We start from the raw sequence: 16176 nt of genomic DNA, 5'->3' as shown, positions 1-16176 counted from the left end.
CCGCTGCTTCACCCCCCCCGGCCGGGGTCGGCGCCATCGGCGCCGGCCCCGGCTCGGCCGTGCCCCGGGGGCGGGTGACCGTCGGCCGAAGGGCGTTGTCAGTGCCTCCCCATAGAGTCGAAGCATCACTCGGGGGAGCACCGGGGAGCACCGGACGAAGGAGCAGAACCATGTCCGCCAACAGGATCCAGCACAAGGTGAATCACGTCGCTCTGGTCGTGGACGCCTCGGGTTCCATGTACCAGCACCAGAGTCAGCTCATCCGCGTCGTGGACGAGTTCGTGGCGGGGCTGAAGGCCGAGTCGGACAGCCTCGGCCATGAGACGCGGATCAGCCTCTACTCCTTCGACCACCGGGTGGAGAACCTGGTCTGGGACATGGACGTCAAGCATCTCCCGTCCATGCGGGGGCTGTACAAGGTCAACAACGGCGCCACCGCCCTCATCGAGGCCTCGCTGAAGTCCCTGGACGACCTGGGGCACATCTGGGAGGAGTACGGCGAGCACAGCTTCCTCCAGATCGTGGTGACGGACGGCGAGGAGAACGCCTCCGGCGGCGACCGCCGGCACGACGGCGACATGACCATCCTCGGCCCCTGGCTCGACCGGATCACCGCGAAGATGAACGGACTTCCCGGGCACTGGACCTCCGCGATCCTCGTCCCGAACTCCCTGGCGAAGCGCACCGCCCAGAACTACGGCTTCCCGGCCGGCAACATCGCCATCTGGGACGCGGACTCCCAGAAGGGCGTCGAGGACGCGATCGGCACCGTGCGCGCCGCCGCCACCAGCTTCCTGCGCGGTCGCGAGCAGGGCGTGCGCGGCACGAAGAACCTGTTCGCCGTCGGCCAGGACATATCGGTCGACGACGTGCGGGCCAACCTCGAACCGGTCGCGGCCGACAAGTACCGGCTGCTGAAGGTCGACAAGGAGATGGAGATCCGCGCCTTCGTCGACTCGCATCCGGGAGTCACTTACGAACGCGGCTCCTGCTACTACCAGTTGGGCACCCGAGTGCAGGTGCAGCCCGACAAGGAGGTCATCGTCGTCGAGAAGGACACCGACCGCGCCTACACGGGCGAGGCGGCGCGCAACCTCCTGTTCGGAGCGGGAGTCCGGGGGACCGTCTCCGTGAAGGCGGGCAACAACCCCAAGCTGGAGGTCTATGTGCAGAGCCGTTCGGTGAACAGGAAGCTCAAGGCCGATACGCGCCTGCTCATCATGGTCTGATCACGCTCTGGCCGGTGCCGAGGTGTCCGCCGCCACCGACACGGCGAGCAGGCCCAACGCCGTGCCCATCAGGTAGCGCTGGGCACGCAGCCAGGAGGGGCGGCGGGCGAGGAAGACGGCGATGGCTCCCGCCGCCAGGACGATGCCCAGATTGACGGTGAGGGCCACCGCGATCTGGACGGAGCCCAGCAGAAAGCCCTGGAGCAGGACGTTTCCCGCCTCCAGGCTGATGAACTGCGGGATGAGCGAGAGGTACATGATGGCGATCTTCGGGTTGAGCAGATTCGTCATCAGGCCCATCGTGAACAGCTTGCGCGGGGAGTCGTGCGGCAGCTCCTCGGGGGCGAAGACGGACACGCCCCCGGGCCTCAGGGCGTTCCAGGCTAGATAGGCCAGGTAGGCGGCGCCGGCCAGCTTCACGGCCACGTACAGCTCGGGCACCGCGAGGAAGACCACCGAAAGACCGAGATTGGTGGCCAACAGATAGACCAGGAAGCCCACCGCCACGCCGCCCAGGGAGACCACGCCCGCGCGTCGCCCCTGGGTGATGCTCCGGGAGACGAGATAGATCATGTTGGGGCCCGGGGTGAGCACCATGCCCAGGGCGACCATCGCGACCCCCAGCACCCCGCTGAGCTCAACCATCTTCGTCCGCCGCTCTGTTCAGGTGGTGCCGGTCGGTTCCGGCGCCCGGCGCTCCGACCGCCCGTGACTCGGTGCAATCGGAGTCTAGGGTCGCCGTTCTGCTCGGTTCAATAGGTGTCATTGCTCTCGGTGCAATGACGTGCTTGGATGCCGCTCGCCAGGGATTCGACGCTGTTCATCAGGGAGGTGAAACCGATTACCAGGGAGACGAAGCCCGTGAAGGACTTCCGGTCCGTCGCCGACGCGGTGGCGGAGGAGATCGCGACGGGGCGGCTGAAGAGAGGGGAACGACTGCCTCCGCAGCGGGAGTTCGCCCGGCGGCACGCCATCGCCGACTCCACCGCCGCCCGCGTCTACCAGGAGCTGGCCCGCCGGGGCCTCACCGTCGGCCAGGTCGGACGCGGCACGTTCGTCACGGAGGCGCCCGGCGCTCCCGCTCCCGCCCCGGCCCTCTCCGAGCCCGCGGACAGCCGGGTCGACCTGGAGCTCAACCACCCCGTCGTCCCCGAGCAGGCCGGGCTGCTCGCCGCCGGCCTGGAGAAGCTGGTGCGCGCCGACCGCCTGGAGTCGGTCCTCCGCCCGGTCGGGCCCGCCGGTACCCCCGCAGCCCGCGAGGCCGCCGCCGATCTCCTCGCGCGCGGGCGGTGGCGGCCCGACCCGGAGCGGCTCCTGTTCGCGGGCAACGGCCGGCAGGCCATCTCCGCCGCCGTCGCCGCGCTGACCCGGCCGGGCGCCCGGCTGGGCGTCGAGGAGTTCACCTATCCGGTGCTGAAGGCCATCGCCGCCCGGCTCGGCGTCACCCTCGTGCCCCTGGCCATGGACGGGGACGGGCTGATCCCGGAGGCGGTGGAGGAGGCGCACCGCGCGGACCCGCTGCACGCCGTCTACGTACAACCGGTTCTCCACAACCCCCTGTCGCTCACCATGCCCGCGCGGCGGCTCGACCACCTGGCGGACGTGCTGCTGACCTCGGGGATCCACGCGATCGAGGACACAGTCTGGGCCTTCCTCCGGGACGACGTGGCGCCCCTCGCCTCGCGGGCCCCCGAGCGGACCGTCCTCGTCGACAGCCTCTCCAAACGCCTCTCCCCGGGGCTGTCCCTGGGATTCGCCGTGGCCCCGGCCGCGACGGCGGGCCGGGTCGCGGGGGCCCTGCGCTCCGGAGGGTGGACGCCCATGCGGTTCCCGCTGGAGGCGATGGCGCAGTGGCAGGCGGACGGCGCCGTCGACGTCCTCGTACGGGCCAAGCGGCGCGAGGCGGGGGCCCGTCAGGAGATCGCCCACCGGCACCTCGGCGACTTCCGCACCCGCGGCGCCCCCTCCTCGTACTACCGCTGGTGGGAGCTGCCCAGCCCCTGGCGCGCCGACACCTTCGTCGCCGCCGCCGCGCGGCACGGCATCGCGGTGACCCCGGCCGCGGCGTTCGCCGCGGGCCGACACCGGGGCCCGCAGGCGATCCGCCTCGGCCTGGCGTCACCCACCCGGGAAACCCTCTCCCGCTCCCTCGCGACCCTCGCCGACCTCGCCCGGTCGGCTCCGGAGGACTTCGCGGGGGAGTGAGGCTTGGTCGCCATCCGGTCGCCATCCGGTCGCCATCCGGTCGCCATCCGGTCGCACAGTCCGGCGGCCGTCCGCGCACGTCTCGGCCGCACGGGGCGGACGCGGTCGCCCGGTTGGGCCGGCCGCCCGGCGCCGCATCGCGGCGAGGACGAGGGGGGCCGGAGGCGGCCGGGGAGGCCCCGGCGAGGCCCACGCCGGGCCCTGGGAGCAGCCGTCTGCCGGGCGGGCGACTACGGCCGTTCCCCGAGAGGCCCTACCGCGGCGAGGGCGCCCCGGTCATCCTCCGCAGCCCCGTGTACTGGAGCGCGGAGTAGACCGCCACGATCAGGGCGCCGATCAGCATGAACACCACTCCGAACCCGCTGAGCGGCACGAAGTCGGCGAAAGCCGTCACCACGCAGCCGACCGCGCACAGGGCGTTCACGGCGACGACGGTCCTGGCCAGGGCGGGCGGGATCACCGGATAGCCGGCGATCAGTGCGAGGGAGGCCGCCCCGCCGATCTGGAAGATCCCGAACGCCACGGCGAAGGCCACCGGCATCCCGGTCGCGGAGCCGAGCGGCACGGCGGCCGCGACGAGCACGACGCCCATCACGGCGGTGCTCACACTGTCGACGCGCAGCACCAGACGGAGGAACCGGGCGGCGTCCCGTGCGGGAGCCACCGTCGCGGACGGGGCGAGGGTGTACGTCATCTCGGATCTCCTTCGGCCGGTGGGGTCGGTGACACCGTGCCACGCGCAGGGGCCCGCACTCCATGACCTCCCAGGTCATGGCTGCGTGGACGGCGGGCCACGGATACGGTGAGGTCATGGAGACCGAAGAACCGCCCCGGGTGGGCCTGTTGCTCCGGGAGTGGCGCCGCCGCCGCAAGCTCAGCCAGCTCGACCTGGCGCTGCGGGCGGACTCCTCGACCCGGCACCTCTCCTGCGTGGAGACCGGCCGTGCCAGGCCGAGCCGGGAGATGGTCCTCCGCCTCGCCGACCACCTCGACGTTCCGCTGCGGGACCGCAACGGCCTGCTGCTGGCGGCCGGTTACGCCCCCGCCTACCGGGAGTCGCCGCTCGGCAGCGAGCGGATGGCCATGGTCCGCTCCGCGGTCAGGGCGATGCTGGCCGGCCACGAGCCGTATCCGGCCGCGGCGATCGACCGGCTCTGGAACATCGTCGACCGCAACGACGCGATGTCCCTCCTGCTCGGCACCGTGCCGCCGCACCTGACGGAGTCGGGCGGCAATGTGATGCGGCTGATCCTCCACCCGGAGGGCCTCGCCTCCCAGTGCCTGAACTTCGCCCAGGTCCGCGCCCACGCCCTCGGCCGACTGCGGCACCAGGCCGACACCACCGGCCACCGCGATCTGCGGGAGCTGTACGAGGAGGTGTCCGCCTACCCGGCCCCGCCGGACCTCGACACCGACCCCGGGCCGGTGGACCCGACGGGCATCGTCGTCCCGCTGCGCATCCGCACGCCGCTAGGCGACATGGCGTTCTTCAGCACGATCGCCACCTTCGGCGCCCCCGCCGACGTGACCCTCTCGGAACTCGCGGTGGAGTCGTTCTTCCCGATGGACGAGCAGACGGACGCGCTACTGCGCTCCCTGGCGGCGATGGGCCCCGGGGGTCAGTGACGGCGCTGTCCTGAGCCTCCGTCCCCGTGGGGGTGGGCACGGAAGGCCCGTCCGTCGGTCTTCATCTGCTGCGCCCGCAGCCGCGCCGCCTGCTCGATCAGCAACCCGTCCGCGTTCTCGGTCGACCCGCGGCGCCCGCGTCGGACCAGCACCACCGCACACCACACGGCCGCCCCGCCCAGTCCCGTCATCAGTGCGACGAATGCCCCCATGGAAATCTGCTCCCATCCGCTTCGGCCGAGCCGGTGAGCGGGATTCTTGTTGCCCCGAGCCCCCACCGCAAGGTCGCCCTCCGGTTGACTTCATACCCCTGGGGGGTATCTTGGGCGGTGAGTGGTCGCGCCCCGGCGACCTTGACGAGGAGTGAGCCATGCAAACCGGTCTCAAGATCACGGCCTTCGCCGCAGGGCTCGCGGCGACCTTCGGATCGGCGTACGCGGTGGGCGGAGCCATGCATCCCGCTGTCGCCGAGAACGCGCCGTCCCACGGACGGGACGGTCACGGCGCGAAGGGCCGCCCGGCCGCGGAGGAGGGGGCGGCGGAGAAGAGCGCGGCGGAGAAGAGCGCGGGCGAAACCCCGGAGCTTCCGGGCGGCCTGCAGATCTCCCAGGGGGGCTACACCCTCGATCTCAACACCCCGCGCGTGGAGGCGGGCGAGCCCGCCGAGCTGCGCTTCGCCGTCGTGGACGAGGACTCCTCCCGCAAGGTGACGGCCTTCCGCCGCGAGCACGACAAGGAACTGCACCTGGTCGTGGCGTCGAGCGACCTCACGACCTATCGGCACCTGCACCCCGAGCGGGCCGCCGACGGCACCTGGTCCACCCCCGTCGAGCTCCCCGAGGCCGGCGGCTACCGGATCTTCGCCGACTTCACCCCGGACGTGAAGAACGCCGAGGGCGTCACCCTGGGCGCGGACCTCGCCGTATCGGGCGACGCGCGCCCCGAGGCGCTGCCGGAGGCCGAACGGACGGTGACCGTCGACGGGTACGAGGTGACGCTCGACGGGGCGCTGCGCCCCGGCGCGGGCAGCGAGCTGAAGCTGGAGGTCGAGAAGGACGGCAAGCCGGTCACCGACCTCCAGCCCCACCTCGGCGCGTACGGCCACCTCGTCGCGCTGCGCGCCGGAGACCTGGCCTATCTCCACGTGCACCCGAACGGCGAACCGGGCGACGGGCGGACGAAGCCGGGGCCGGAGGTCTCCTTCACCGCGACCGCCCCGAGCGAGGGGGCCTACCGCCTCTTCCTCGACTTCCGGCACGAGGGGAAGGTCCGTACGGCCGCCTTCACCGTGCACGCCGGGGGAGCCGCGGCCGGGGAGCCCGTGCCGGAGAACGAGGAATCCGCCGAGCACGGACACTGAGCTTGCCGGTGCGCCCCGGGTGGGTCCATAACGATCAGCACACGGGCGGAGCGCGTCCCGCCGGGCGGGCGGAGGGGGCCCACCCACCGTCCCGATGACCAACAGCCCTGCCCGCGGGGCCAGTCCACGGATCCGCTCCACCTCGGGGCGACGCGCCGAGACGGGGCGGGAGGTCCGCCGGCCCCGCTGTGGGGCCCCTGTGCCCGGCGGTACGGGAGGGGTCTTGTTGAGGCGTCGACCTCTCTGGCTTAGGCTTGCCTAACCTTCCTTTGCTCGGCCAACCTGAGGACCCTCCATGCTCGGCTTCACCCGCGTGCGCCGCCACACCCTCGCCGCGACGGCCACCACCGTCGCCCTCGCCGTCGCCCTCGTCGGCTGCTCCTCGGACGGCGACGGCGACAAGGACGGGGCGAAGGACTCGGCGAAGGGCGGCGGCGCCTTCCCCGTCTCGATTCTGAGCTCGCTCGGCACCGCGAAGATCGAGGAGAAGCCCGAGCGCATCGTCACCCTCGGCCAGGGCTCCGCCGAGACCGCGATTGCCCTCGGCCAGACCCCGGTCGGCATCGAGAGCTACCCCTGGGGCAGCGACAAGTCCGGTTATCTCCCCTGGATCAACGAGGCCGTCAAGAAGTCCGGCGACAAGCTGCCCAAGCAGTTCACGGGCGGCGAGGAGATCGACTTCGAGGCGATCACCGAGCTGGAGCCGGACGTCATTCTCGCCCCCTGGTCGGGCATCACGCAGAAGCAGTACGACGTGCTCAAGGACATCGCCCCCACGGTCGCCTACCCCGACCAGGCGTGGAGCACCGACTGGGACCAGCAGATCGACATCATCGGCAAGGCCCTCGGCCGGACCGAGGACACGAACGGTCTCAAGACGAAGATCGAGAAGCAGCTCGCCGACGCCGCGGCCACCCGGCCGAACTACAAGGACGTCACCTTCTCCTACATCTACAACTCCGGCCCCGGCACCCTCGGCGTCTTCAAGCCCGAGGAGCAGCGCGTCAAGATGGTCTCCTCGCTCGGCCTGAAGGTCGACCCGGTCGTCAACGGCTTCAAGGAGACCCCCGGCACCGACTCGGCCCTCATCGGCCTGGAGAACGCCGAGAAGCTCAAGGACAGCGACCTCGTCTTCACGTTCTACACGGACGAGAAGAACCGCAAGGAGATCGAGGGCCAGAAGCTGTACGGCGCGATTCCCGCGATCAAGAAGGGCGCCGTCGTCGCGAGCAACGACAACTCCTTCGTCACCGCCTCCTCGATCATCAACCCGCTGACCGTGCCCTGGACGATCGAGCGCTACCTGCCGATCATCGACAAGGCCGTCAAGACCGCCGGCAAGTAATTTCCGGACCGGCATCCGGACCGCCGAACCCACAAGGCGGACCGGTATCCGAACCGCCGAGCCCACAAGGCACACTCCACTCCCATGGCAACCACCACGGTCGCACCGCCGAGCGGCGCCGGTACCTCCCGTACCGGCGCCGCTCGGCTGGCGTTCCTCCTGCTCCTCGGCCTGGCCGCGCTGGCCCTGGCGCTCTGCGCGAGCGTCATGTTCGGCAGTCGCAGCACCTCGCTCGGTGATGTCGTCGGCGTCCTCGGAGGCACCGCCGACCCCAACATCACCGTCATTATCGAGAGCCGCTATCCGCGCACCGTCCTCGGCGTGCTCGCCGGACTCTGCCTCGCGGTCGCGGGCACCCTCATGCAGGGCGTCTCACGCAATCCGCTGGCCGAGCCGGGCCTCCTCGGCATCAACGCCGGCGCCTCCGCGAGCATCGTGGCCGCGACCGCCTGGCTCGGGGCCTCCGGCGCCACCGACACCATGTGGTGGGCGCTGCCCGGAGCGCTGGTCGCCGGCGTCCTCGTCCATGTCATCGGCTCCGCCGGCACGGGGACGAGCGTGGTGCGCCTGGTGCTCGCCGGAGCCGTGCTCACCGCCGTGCTCATGGCGTTCATCCAGGCGGTGACCCTCAGCAAACCGCAGGTCTTCGACAGCTACCGCTACTGGGTCGTGGGAGCGCTCGGCGGCAGGGACTTCGACGTCTTCTGGTCCGTTCTGCCCTTCGCCGCCGTCGGTTTCCTGCTCGCCCTCGCCCTCGGCCCCGGCCTCAACGCCCTGGCCCTGGGCGACGCCACCGCCGTCGCGCTCGGCTCGCACCCCGGGCGGACCCGGGGCGGCGGACTGCTCGCCGCCACGCTGCTCAGCGCCGCCGCGACCGCCGCCGTCGGCCCGATCGCCTTCGTCGGCCTCGCCGTCCCGCACGTCGTACGGGCCCTGGTCGGCGTGGACTTCCGCGCCCAGATCCTCTTCTCCGCCCTGCTCGGCCCCACCCTCCTGCTCCTCGCGGACGTGGTGGGCCGGGTCGTCATGCGCCCCACCGAACTCATGGTCGGTGTCGTCACCGCCTTCATCGGCGCACCCGCGCTGCTCATCGCCGTACGCAGGATGCGGGGCACCTCATGACCGTCACCGACCGCACCGCACCCGTCCGCAAGGCGCCCCAGGGCTATCTGACCGTGGGCAGCACCGTGGCGATACCCATGCGCCGGGCCTCCGTGTTCGCGGGCGCCGGGCTCTTCGTCCTCCTCCTCGCGGCCGCCGTCACGACGCTGGCCTGGGGACGCCTCGGCATCGACCTCGCCGACCTGCCCGCGGCGCTCGTCGGGGACGCCGAGGGCAAGGACCGGTTCGTCTTCAACCGGCTGCGCGGCCCCCGTCTCACCGTCGCCATCGGGGTCGGCGCGGCGCTCGGCCTCTCCGGCGCCCTGTTCCAGTCCGTCACCCGCAACCCGCTCGGCAGCCCGGACGTCATCGGGCTCTCAGCCGGGGCCGGCGCGGGTGCCGCGATCTGCGCCCTGATGTTCCCCGACACGGTCCCGGTCGCCATCGGGGCGCTCCTCGGCGCGGTCCTCGCGATGGCCCTCGTGTACATCTCCACCGGCACCGGCTTCCGTAACCCCGCACGCCTCGTCATCGCCGGGATCGGCGTCGCCGCGATGGGCGCGGCCGTCACCCAGTACGTCGTCTACGCCCTGGAACGCGACAAGGCCTCCGTCCTCACCGCCTACGTCAACGGCAGCCTGACCGCTCGCTCCTGGACCGACGCCACCACCATCTGGCTGGTCCTCCTCGCCGCGGCCCCGCTGACCGCGCTGATCTCCCGGCGGCTCGACATCGGCGAGATGGGCGACGACATCGCCGAGGGGCTGGGCTCCGAGCCGAAGAAGGCCAAGACCCTCGCCGTGGTCCTGGCCATCGCCCTCTCGGCCGCCGCGGTCAGCGTCTCGGGCCCCATCGCCTTCATCGCCCTGACCGCGCCCCAGATCGCCAGACGCCTCACCCGCGGCTCCGGCCCGCACCTGCTGCTCTCCGCCCTCACCGGCGGCCTCCTGCTGGTGCTCGCGGACCTCTGCTCCCAGCAGCTGGCGCTCTTCGACGACCTGCCGGTCGGGATCTACACGATGGCGATCGGCGGCGCGTACCTCGGCTATCTGCTGGTACGGGAATGGCGCAAGGGCGTGCTCTGAGCGGCGTCGGGGCGGTGACGACTGGTCACGTACAGGTTCGTCGACCATACTGCCCGCCGTGGAGCAGAGCATAGATTCGAACAAGAAGCCCGAGTTCGCCGCAGGCACCGACCCGGCGTTCATCCCCCTGCCCGGACTGGCGGCGCCCGTCGCGACCCGGAAGCCCGAACCGGAATCGGAGGCCGGTCCGGAGGACGTTGCTCCGGAGTCGGAAACGGAGAAGGAGACGGAACGCGACGACGAGGCCGTGGCGGACGCCGACGACGCCGACCAGGAACCGGAAGCGGCGGCGGGCGATGCCACAACGGAGGACAAGGCCGAGAACGAGGGCGACGCCGGCGAGGACGGCCCCGTCTTCGAGGTCAGCGACCGACGCGGTTCGATCCGGGTGGCCCGGGAAGGTGTCCGCTTCACGCTCGACGACCAGGAGGCCGACTTCCACTGGGACGAGATCGGCGCGGTGGAGACCACCCCGGCGCGTTTCGGCCGCCGGTTCACGGTGACCGTCCATCTGTCGAGCCGCCGCTGGTTCAACGCCGAGGTCGAGGCGGCGAGCCGCGCCGAGCTCAAGGGCTGGCCGGCCGAGCTGGACACCGTCCTGGACGCCTACTTCGAGGAGTCCTGAGCCGTCTGCCGTGAGACACCCCGCCGGGGTGTCTCACGGGTGGTCCCGCCGACGGGGCGGGGCCGGACGGCGGTTCCGGCTGCGCCGGGGCGCTTCGTGACGCTTCGCGCCCTGCCCTGCCCGGCCCCGCCTGCCATCAGGGCCGCTCACGGTTGCGGCCCCTGACGCGCATCGCGACGTAACCGACCAGGGCGACCGCGGCCAGCACCAGCACGATCCTGGTCACGACGCCGACGTACGCCCCGACCACGTCCCACTGGTCGCCGAGCCAGTACCCGGCCATCACGAGCACGGTGTTCCACACCAGGCTGCCCGCCGTCGTCAGCCCGACGAACACCGGCAGCGGCATACGCTCCACGCCCGCGGGCACCGAGATCAGACTCCGGAACACCGGCACCACGCGGCCCAGCAGCACCGCCTTGGTGCCGTGCCGGGCGAACCACTCCTCCGTCCGCACCAGGTCGGAGGCCTTGACCAGGGGAAGCTTCGCCCACCAGGCGTGCATCCGCTCCCGGCCGAACACGGCTCCGATCCCGTACAGGACCACCGCGCCGACGACCGAGCCGAGCGTCGTCCAGAACAGGGCCGAGGCGATGGAGAGCACCCCCTGCGAGGCGGCGAACCCGGTCAGCGGCAGGATCACCTCGCTGGGCAGCGGCGGGAACAGGTTCTCCAGCGCGATGGCCGCACCCGCGCCGGGGCCACCGAACGTCTCGACCAGCCCGGTGGCCCAGCCGACGATGCCCCCCTGCGGCTCCGGGGCGGCGAGCAGTTCCCGGGCGGCTGACAGCGTCAGGTGCATGTGTCCATGGTCCCTCAGGCCCCGTCGAGCACCACCGAACGGCTCAGGTGGCGCGGCAGGTCCGGGTCGAGCCCCCGCGCGGCCGCACGGGCGAGCGCGAGGCGCTGTACGCGTACGAGATCGGCCAGCGGGTCGAGGGCGCCGTCCACCCACTGGGCGCCCGTCGCGCGCACCTGCTCGGGCAGGCCCTCGGGGGCCTCGCCGAACATCCAGGTCGCGGTGGACGTGGTGGAGACGCTGATGGGGCCGTGGCGGTACTCCATCGCGGGATAGGACTCCGTCCAGGACAGCGAGGCCTCCTTCATCTTCAGCGCCGCCTCGTGGGCCAGCCCGACCGTCCACCCCCGGCCGAGGAAGGAGAACTGGGTGCTCTCCAGCAGTCCGTCGGGCAGCGGCTCGACGAGCGCGGTCTCCGCGTCCGCGACCACGGACTCGGAGTGCAGGCCGAGGTGGGCCCGCAGCAGGGTGAGGGCGGTCGTGGCGAAGCGCGTCTGGACGACGGACCGTTCGTCGGCGAAGTCCAGGACGACGAGATCGTCGGCCGCCGCCCTGACCGGGGTCCGGGGATCCGCCGTGACGGCCACCGTGCGGGTGGTCCCGCGCAGCCGGTTCAGCAGTTCCAGCACCTCGGTCGTGGTCCCCGAGCGGGTCAGCGCGACGACGCGGTCGTAGCCGCGGCCGAAGGGGAACTCGGAGGCGGCGAAGGCGTCCGACTCGCCCTGGCCGGAGCCCTCGCGGAGCCCGGCGTAGGCCTGCGCCATGTAGAAGGAGGTACCGCAGCCGACGACCGCGATCCGCTCGCCCGCGACGGGCAGTGCGGCGGTCTCGGGGCCGCCCGCCAGGGCGGCGGCGCGCCGCCAGCAGGCGGGCTGACTGGCTGTCTCGGTCTCGGCATACGACACGTCTGCACTCCACGGGAACGGGGTGGACCACGGGAACGGGGCTGAGCGGGGCCGACCAGCCCGGATGTAGAATTCTGCACGTTACATGCACTTATCGAGCAAAAACAAGCAACTCACAGGCGGGTGAAGGGCTCCCGGAAGGCCCTGTGCGACGCTTGCGGCGGTCCGGCCCCCGGCGACCGCGTTCCCGCGAAACGCGGTGCCCGCGCCGGACGGTGAGGAGACGCTCTTGTCCAGGGACGCCCGGTGGGACGCGCTGCTGGAACTGGTCGGCAAGCACGGCAGGGTGGACGTCGAGGAGGCGGCGTCGACGCTCGACGTCTCGGCCGCCACCATCCGCCGCGACCTGGACCAGCTGGCCGAACAGCACCTGCTCACCCGCACCAGGGGCGGCGCGGTCGCGCACGGGGTCTCCTACGAACTGGCGCTCCGCTACAAGACGGGCCGTCACGCGCCGGAGAAGCAGGCCATCGGCCGCGCCGTGTCCGGCCTGGTCGCCGTCGGGGAGGTCGTCGGCCTGACCGGTGGGACGACCGTGACCGAAGTGGCCAGGGCGCTGGCGGTGCGTCCGGACATCGTGGGCGAGACGGCGGCGGCGGGCGGTCAGCCGACGCTGACCGTGGTGACCAATGCCCTCAACATCGCGAGCGAGCTGGCGATCCGGCCGCAGATCAAGATGGTCGTGACGGGCGGGGTCGCGAGGCCCCAGTCGTACGAGCTGACGGGCCCGCTCGCCGTCGGGGTGATGAACGAGATCACCCTGGACGTCGCCGTCCTCGGGGTCAACGCCATCGACATCGAACGCGGTGCGTACGTCCACCACGAGGGCGAGGCCAGCGTCAACCGGCTGCTCGCGGAGCGGGCCCAGCGGGTGGTGGTGGCGGCCGACTCGTCGAAGATCGGCAAGCGGGCGTTCGCCCGGGTCTGCGACCTCGGACTGGTCGACGTCCTGGTCACCGACTCCCGTATCGGCGCGGAGGCGAAGGACCGGTTCGGCGAGGCGGGGGTCCAGGTCGTCACGGTCTGATCGGCGCGGCTCGGCGCGGTGCGGTGCGGTGCGCGGCTCGACGCGGTGCGGTGCGGTGCGGTGCGGTGCGGCTCATCGCGCCCGAGGGCGCGCGACGTCATGAACGGGTGCCCTTCGGGTACCGGAAGCGACACGGACGGAGACTTCGCCGTGTCGCTGGTACGCCGAACGGGTGAGGGGCGAGAGGATTGCCCGATGAACAGTGAGTGCAGCCGGCGGGAACCCGACCGGCTCGACGACGGGGTGGCCCTGTGAGCAGGTACGACAGGTATGACAGATATGACGCCACCGACGAACAGTGGGAGGGGCTCGCGCAGGTCGTACCGCTGCGTGGCCGCGACGAGTGGCCGTCCCGCATCGACCACCGCACCGTCCCGGACGAGCGGGCGGCCGAACAGCGGCGCCTCGTGGTGCTGCGGGTGCAGGTCTTCGCGGACGCTCGCGAGGTCGCCGAGTACCTGGTGGCCCAGGTTCCGGTGCTGCTCGACCTGACGGCGGCGGAAACGGACGTGGCGAAGCGGATTCTCGACTTCAGCAGCGGTGTGGTCTTCGGCCTCGGCAGCGGCATGCACCGCGTCGACCGCAATGTCTTCCTGCTCGCGCCGGTCGGCATGGAGGTCGAGGGGGTCACGCCCGCGGGTCTCGCCCAGTCGTAGGAGGCGGCAGTCGGGGGGCGGCAGCCGGACCGGACCGTCGCCCCCGGCCGCGCCGCCCACGTTCTCCGGCCCGGCCCGCCCGGCCTCTCGTGCGGGGTGGACGCGCGGGGAGGCACTGTCGGTGGCCGGTGATAGACCTGAGGCCGTGACAGACATCGATGTGGCAGAACTCCAGCGGCGGCTGGCCGCGTTCGCGGCGGCGCGCGACTGGGGGAAGTACCACACCCCGAAGAACCTGGCGGCCGCGCTCAGCGTCGAGGCCTCCGAACTGCTGGAGATCTTCCAGTGGCTGACGCCCGAACAGTCGGCGGGGGTCATGGAGAACCCCGAATCGGCCCACCGGGTCGCCGACGAGGTCGCGGATGTGCTCGCCTATCTCCTGCAGTTCTGCGAGGTATTGGGCATCGATCCGACGGCGGCCCTGGCGGACAAGTTGGAGCGGAACGAGAAGCGCTTCCCCCTGCCGAGCGCTCCAGAACCCCTCGATCGTCACTCTTCGGAGTGAGGGAGATATCCACAGTCGACTTCCTGTCCACAGATTTCCGATTTCCTCTGGCCTTACGGTGCTGTCTACCTCACTGTGGGTAATGAATGAGGTGAGCGGGTTTTCGTACGGACGGGGGAGAGACATGGAAGCGGAGCGAGTCATCGAGGCGGGGCGGCGGGCTCTCGCGGGCAGCCGGGGAGCGCTGGACGTCATGGCGGAGGCCTGGCAGGCACAGGCCCTCGCCCGGGCGGTCGGCAGTCGGCTGGCGCTGTACGGCCCTGTTGAGTTACGGAGCGAGGCGCGGGCGCTGGGGGAGATCGGCGCGGGATGCTCGGCGCTGGATCACCCGACGGTGCTCTCCGGCGGTGCCAGGGCGGCCCAGTTGTCCGGGATCGCCGATGTGCGGCGATCCCTGGCCGGGCTCGCACTGTTGCTCAGCGAGGCCGGGATCGCCCTGGTCGGAGTGGCCTGCGACACGGGGGAGGACGGTCTGTACTGGCAGTGCATCGAGGCCATGGACGCGGCGGACGAATCACTGGAGCGCGTGCACGGGATGCTGAGGCGGCTGGCGGAGAGGGAGCGCGACGGCCCCTACGGCGGTATACGCGGCCCTGCGGCATCGGCGGCAGGTCCCTGAGGGGGAGGCGGCGGAGCGCCGGGAGGCGACGCCGGTGCCGATGCCCGAGGGGAGGCGACGGTCCGAGGGGAGGCAGGGGCAGGGGGGCAGGGGGAGATGTGGGGGAGGTCCGGCCTGGCCGGCGGGCGGGACCGGGTGCCGGAGAGGCAGGATGGAGGGCATGGATCTTCGCATCTTCACCGAGCCCCAGCAAGGGGCCGACTACGACACCTTGCTCACCGTCGCCAAGGCCGCCGAGGACCTGGGCTTCGACGCCTTCTACCGCTCCGACCACTATCTCCGCATGGGCTCCGGCGACGGTCTGCCCGGGCCGACGGACGCCTGGATCACCCTGGCCGGACTGGCGCGCGAGACCCGGCGGATCCGGCTCGGCACGCTGATGACCGCCGGCACGTTCCGGCTGCCGGGAGTGCTGGCCATCCAGGTGGCCCAGGTCGACCAGATGTCCGGCGGACGGGTCGAACTGGGCCTGGGCGCGGGTTGGTTCGAGGAGGAGCACAAGGCCTACGGCATTCCGTTCCCGAAGGAGAAGTTCGGCCGTCTGGAGGAGCAGCTCGCGATCATCACGGGCCTGTGGGCGACGGAGGTCGGCGGGACCTTCAGCTACGACGGCACCTACTACCAACTCACCGATTCGCCCGCGCTGCCCAAGCCGGCCCAGGCCAAGGTGCCCGTCCTGATCGGCGGCCACGGCGCGACGCGCACCCCGCGGCTCGCCGCGCAGTACGCCGACGAGTTCAACATCCCGTTCGCCTCGCTGGAGGACAGCGAGAAGCAGTTCGGCCGGGTCCGGGCCGCCGCGCAGGCGCACGGGCGCTCTCCGGACGACCTCGTGTACTCCAACGCGCTGATCGTCTGCACGGGCAAGGACGACGCCGAGGTCGCCCGACGCGCGGCGGCCATCGGCCGGGACGTGGAGGAGCTCAAGGCGAACGGGCTGGCGGGATCGCCCGCCGAGGTGGTCGACAAGATCGGCAGCTTCGAGGCGATCGGCTCGTCGAGGATCTACCTCCAGGTCCTCGATCTGGATGACCTGGACCATCTGGAACTGATCTCCTCGCAGATCCAGTCCCAGCTGACCTGACCTGA

18 protein-coding genes are annotated in these 16176 nt (G+C 71.6%); 13 read left to right on the top strand and 5 right to left on the bottom strand.

The window, feature by feature from the left end; translation table 11 throughout:
* Window positions 1-170: 170 nt before the first annotated feature.
* Entirely contained in the window at window positions 171-1229 is a 1059-nt protein-coding gene (locus ACH4KB_RS12520) for a vWA domain-containing protein (RefSeq protein ID WP_228921420.1), read from the top strand.
* Here ACH4KB_RS12520 and ACH4KB_RS12515 read toward each other — a convergent pair whose 3' ends face one another.
* On the bottom strand, window positions 1230-1874 hold the full coding sequence (locus ACH4KB_RS12515; protein ID WP_398065931.1) for a LysE family translocator: 645 nt from the start codon (window positions 1872-1874) through the stop codon (window positions 1230-1232).
* Window positions 1875-2090: 216 nt separating this feature from the next.
* Between ACH4KB_RS12515 and ACH4KB_RS12510 the strand changes: the two genes are divergently transcribed.
* Window positions 2091-3434: a PLP-dependent aminotransferase family protein gene (locus ACH4KB_RS12510; protein WP_398065930.1), complete on the top strand. Its 1344-nt coding sequence runs from the start codon at window positions 2091-2093 to the stop codon at window positions 3432-3434.
* 253 nt (window positions 3435-3687) lie between these two features.
* On the opposite strand, the gene ACH4KB_RS12505 is transcribed toward ACH4KB_RS12510, so the two are convergent.
* Window positions 3688-4128: a hypothetical protein gene (locus ACH4KB_RS12505; protein WP_398065929.1), complete on the bottom strand. Its 441-nt coding sequence runs from the start codon at window positions 4126-4128 to the stop codon at window positions 3688-3690.
* Window positions 4129-4244: 116 nt separating this feature from the next.
* Between ACH4KB_RS12505 and ACH4KB_RS12500 the strand changes: the two genes are divergently transcribed.
* Window positions 4245-5060: a helix-turn-helix transcriptional regulator gene (locus ACH4KB_RS12500; protein ID WP_398065928.1), complete on the top strand. Its 816-nt coding sequence runs from the start codon at window positions 4245-4247 to the stop codon at window positions 5058-5060.
* On the opposite strand, the gene ACH4KB_RS12495 is transcribed toward ACH4KB_RS12500, so the two are convergent.
* The gene (locus tag ACH4KB_RS12495) at window positions 5054-5272 is read right to left on the bottom strand and encodes a hypothetical protein (protein WP_398065927.1); all 219 of its coding nucleotides are present in this window, start codon (window positions 5270-5272) and stop codon (window positions 5054-5056) included. The two genes, ACH4KB_RS12500 and ACH4KB_RS12495, sit on opposite strands and share 7 nt — an antisense overlap.
* A 158-nt stretch (window positions 5273-5430) precedes the next feature.
* On the opposite strand from ACH4KB_RS12495, the gene ACH4KB_RS12490 reads away from it, so the two are divergent.
* From ACH4KB_RS12490 to ACH4KB_RS12470, 5 genes are all read left to right on the top strand, one after another.
* The gene (locus tag ACH4KB_RS12490) at window positions 5431-6420 is read left to right on the top strand and encodes a hypothetical protein (protein ID WP_398065926.1); all 990 of its coding nucleotides are present in this window, start codon (window positions 5431-5433) and stop codon (window positions 6418-6420) included.
* Window positions 6421-6715: 295 nt separating this feature from the next.
* Window positions 6716-7765, top strand: coding sequence for an iron-siderophore ABC transporter substrate-binding protein (locus ACH4KB_RS12485; protein ID WP_398065925.1), 1050 nt, complete (start codon window positions 6716-6718; stop codon window positions 7763-7765).
* An 84-nt stretch (window positions 7766-7849) separates the two neighbouring features.
* Complete coding sequence (locus ACH4KB_RS12480) at window positions 7850-8887, top strand: FecCD family ABC transporter permease (RefSeq protein ID WP_398065924.1); 1038 nt, start codon at window positions 7850-7852, stop codon at window positions 8885-8887.
* Window positions 8884-9951: a FecCD family ABC transporter permease gene (locus tag ACH4KB_RS12475; protein WP_398065923.1), complete on the top strand. Its 1068-nt coding sequence runs from the start codon at window positions 8884-8886 to the stop codon at window positions 9949-9951. Before ACH4KB_RS12480 ends, ACH4KB_RS12475 begins: the two co-directional genes overlap by 4 nt.
* Window positions 9952-10009: 58 nt before the next feature.
* A complete protein-coding gene (locus tag ACH4KB_RS12470; RefSeq protein ID WP_398065922.1) occupies window positions 10010-10576 on the top strand; it encodes a hypothetical protein in 567 nt (188 codons plus the stop codon).
* 136 nt (window positions 10577-10712) lie between these two features.
* Here the strand turns inward: ACH4KB_RS12470 and ACH4KB_RS12465 are convergent, their stop codons facing one another.
* Window positions 10713-11378: a DedA family protein gene (locus ACH4KB_RS12465; RefSeq protein ID WP_398065921.1), complete on the bottom strand. Its 666-nt coding sequence runs from the start codon at window positions 11376-11378 to the stop codon at window positions 10713-10715.
* Window positions 11379-11392: 14 nt separating this feature from the next.
* On the bottom strand, window positions 11393-12280 hold the full coding sequence (locus ACH4KB_RS12460; RefSeq protein WP_398065920.1) for an SIS domain-containing protein: 888 nt from the start codon (window positions 12278-12280) through the stop codon (window positions 11393-11395).
* 229 nt (window positions 12281-12509) lie between these two features.
* Here ACH4KB_RS12460 and ACH4KB_RS12455 point away from each other — a divergent pair, with 229 nt between their 5' ends.
* The 5 genes from ACH4KB_RS12455 to ACH4KB_RS12435 all read left to right on the top strand — a co-directional run bounded on the left by ACH4KB_RS12455 (window position 12510) and on the right by ACH4KB_RS12435 (window position 16171).
* Window positions 12510-13307, top strand: a complete 798-nt coding sequence (locus ACH4KB_RS12455; RefSeq protein WP_398065919.1) for a DeoR/GlpR family DNA-binding transcription regulator — start codon at window positions 12510-12512, stop codon at window positions 13305-13307.
* Between the two features lie 251 nt (window positions 13308-13558).
* Window positions 13559-13963: a cell division protein SepF gene (locus ACH4KB_RS12450; protein WP_006128240.1), complete on the top strand. Its 405-nt coding sequence runs from the start codon at window positions 13559-13561 to the stop codon at window positions 13961-13963.
* A gap of 145 nt (window positions 13964-14108) precedes the next feature.
* Window positions 14109-14468, top strand: a complete 360-nt coding sequence (locus tag ACH4KB_RS12445; RefSeq protein ID WP_398065918.1) for a nucleotide pyrophosphohydrolase — start codon at window positions 14109-14111, stop codon at window positions 14466-14468.
* 124 nt (window positions 14469-14592) lie between these two features.
* On the top strand, window positions 14593-15087 hold the full coding sequence (locus ACH4KB_RS12440; RefSeq protein WP_398065917.1) for a DUF6099 family protein: 495 nt from the start codon (window positions 14593-14595) through the stop codon (window positions 15085-15087).
* 160 nt (window positions 15088-15247) lie between these two features.
* Complete coding sequence (locus ACH4KB_RS12435; protein WP_398065916.1) at window positions 15248-16171, top strand: LLM class F420-dependent oxidoreductase; 924 nt, start codon at window positions 15248-15250, stop codon at window positions 16169-16171.
* The last annotated feature ends 5 nt before the right edge of the window (window positions 16172-16176 follow it).

The sequence above is a fragment of the Streptomyces sp. NPDC017520 genome, from assembly GCF_044329855.1.
In the GTDB taxonomy this organism is placed as follows: domain Bacteria; phylum Actinomycetota; class Actinomycetes; order Streptomycetales; family Streptomycetaceae; genus Streptomyces.
The sequence above is the reverse complement of the archived record's forward strand: the minus strand, read 5'-3'. Positions and strand labels throughout refer to the sequence as shown.

Coding starts and splice junctions, on each gene's coding strand:
- ACH4KB_RS12480 (WP_398065924.1), top strand. CDS start 7,850: ATGGCAACCACCACGGTCGCACCGCCGAGCGGCGCCGGTACCTCCCGT.
- ACH4KB_RS12440 (WP_398065917.1), top strand. CDS start 14,593: ATGGAAGCGGAGCGAGTCATCGAGGCGGGGCGGCGGGCTCTCGCGGGC.
- ACH4KB_RS12500 (WP_398065928.1), top strand. CDS start 4,245: ATGGAGACCGAAGAACCGCCCCGGGTGGGCCTGTTGCTCCGGGAGTGG.
- ACH4KB_RS12475 (WP_398065923.1), top strand. CDS start 8,884: ATGACCGTCACCGACCGCACCGCACCCGTCCGCAAGGCGCCCCAGGGC.
- ACH4KB_RS12495 (WP_398065927.1), bottom strand. CDS start 5,272: ATGGGGGCATTCGTCGCACTGATGACGGGACTGGGCGGGGCGGCCGTG.
- ACH4KB_RS12490 (WP_398065926.1), top strand. CDS start 5,431: ATGCAAACCGGTCTCAAGATCACGGCCTTCGCCGCAGGGCTCGCGGCG.
- ACH4KB_RS12520 (WP_228921420.1), top strand. CDS start 171: ATGTCCGCCAACAGGATCCAGCACAAGGTGAATCACGTCGCTCTGGTC.
- ACH4KB_RS12485 (WP_398065925.1), top strand. CDS start 6,716: ATGCTCGGCTTCACCCGCGTGCGCCGCCACACCCTCGCCGCGACGGCC.
- ACH4KB_RS12465 (WP_398065921.1), bottom strand. CDS start 11,378: ATGCACCTGACGCTGTCAGCCGCCCGGGAACTGCTCGCCGCCCCGGAG.
- ACH4KB_RS12505 (WP_398065929.1), bottom strand. CDS start 4,128: ATGACGTACACCCTCGCCCCGTCCGCGACGGTGGCTCCCGCACGGGAC.
- ACH4KB_RS12435 (WP_398065916.1), top strand. CDS start 15,248: ATGGATCTTCGCATCTTCACCGAGCCCCAGCAAGGGGCCGACTACGAC.
- ACH4KB_RS12515 (WP_398065931.1), bottom strand. CDS start 1,874: ATGGTTGAGCTCAGCGGGGTGCTGGGGGTCGCGATGGTCGCCCTGGGC.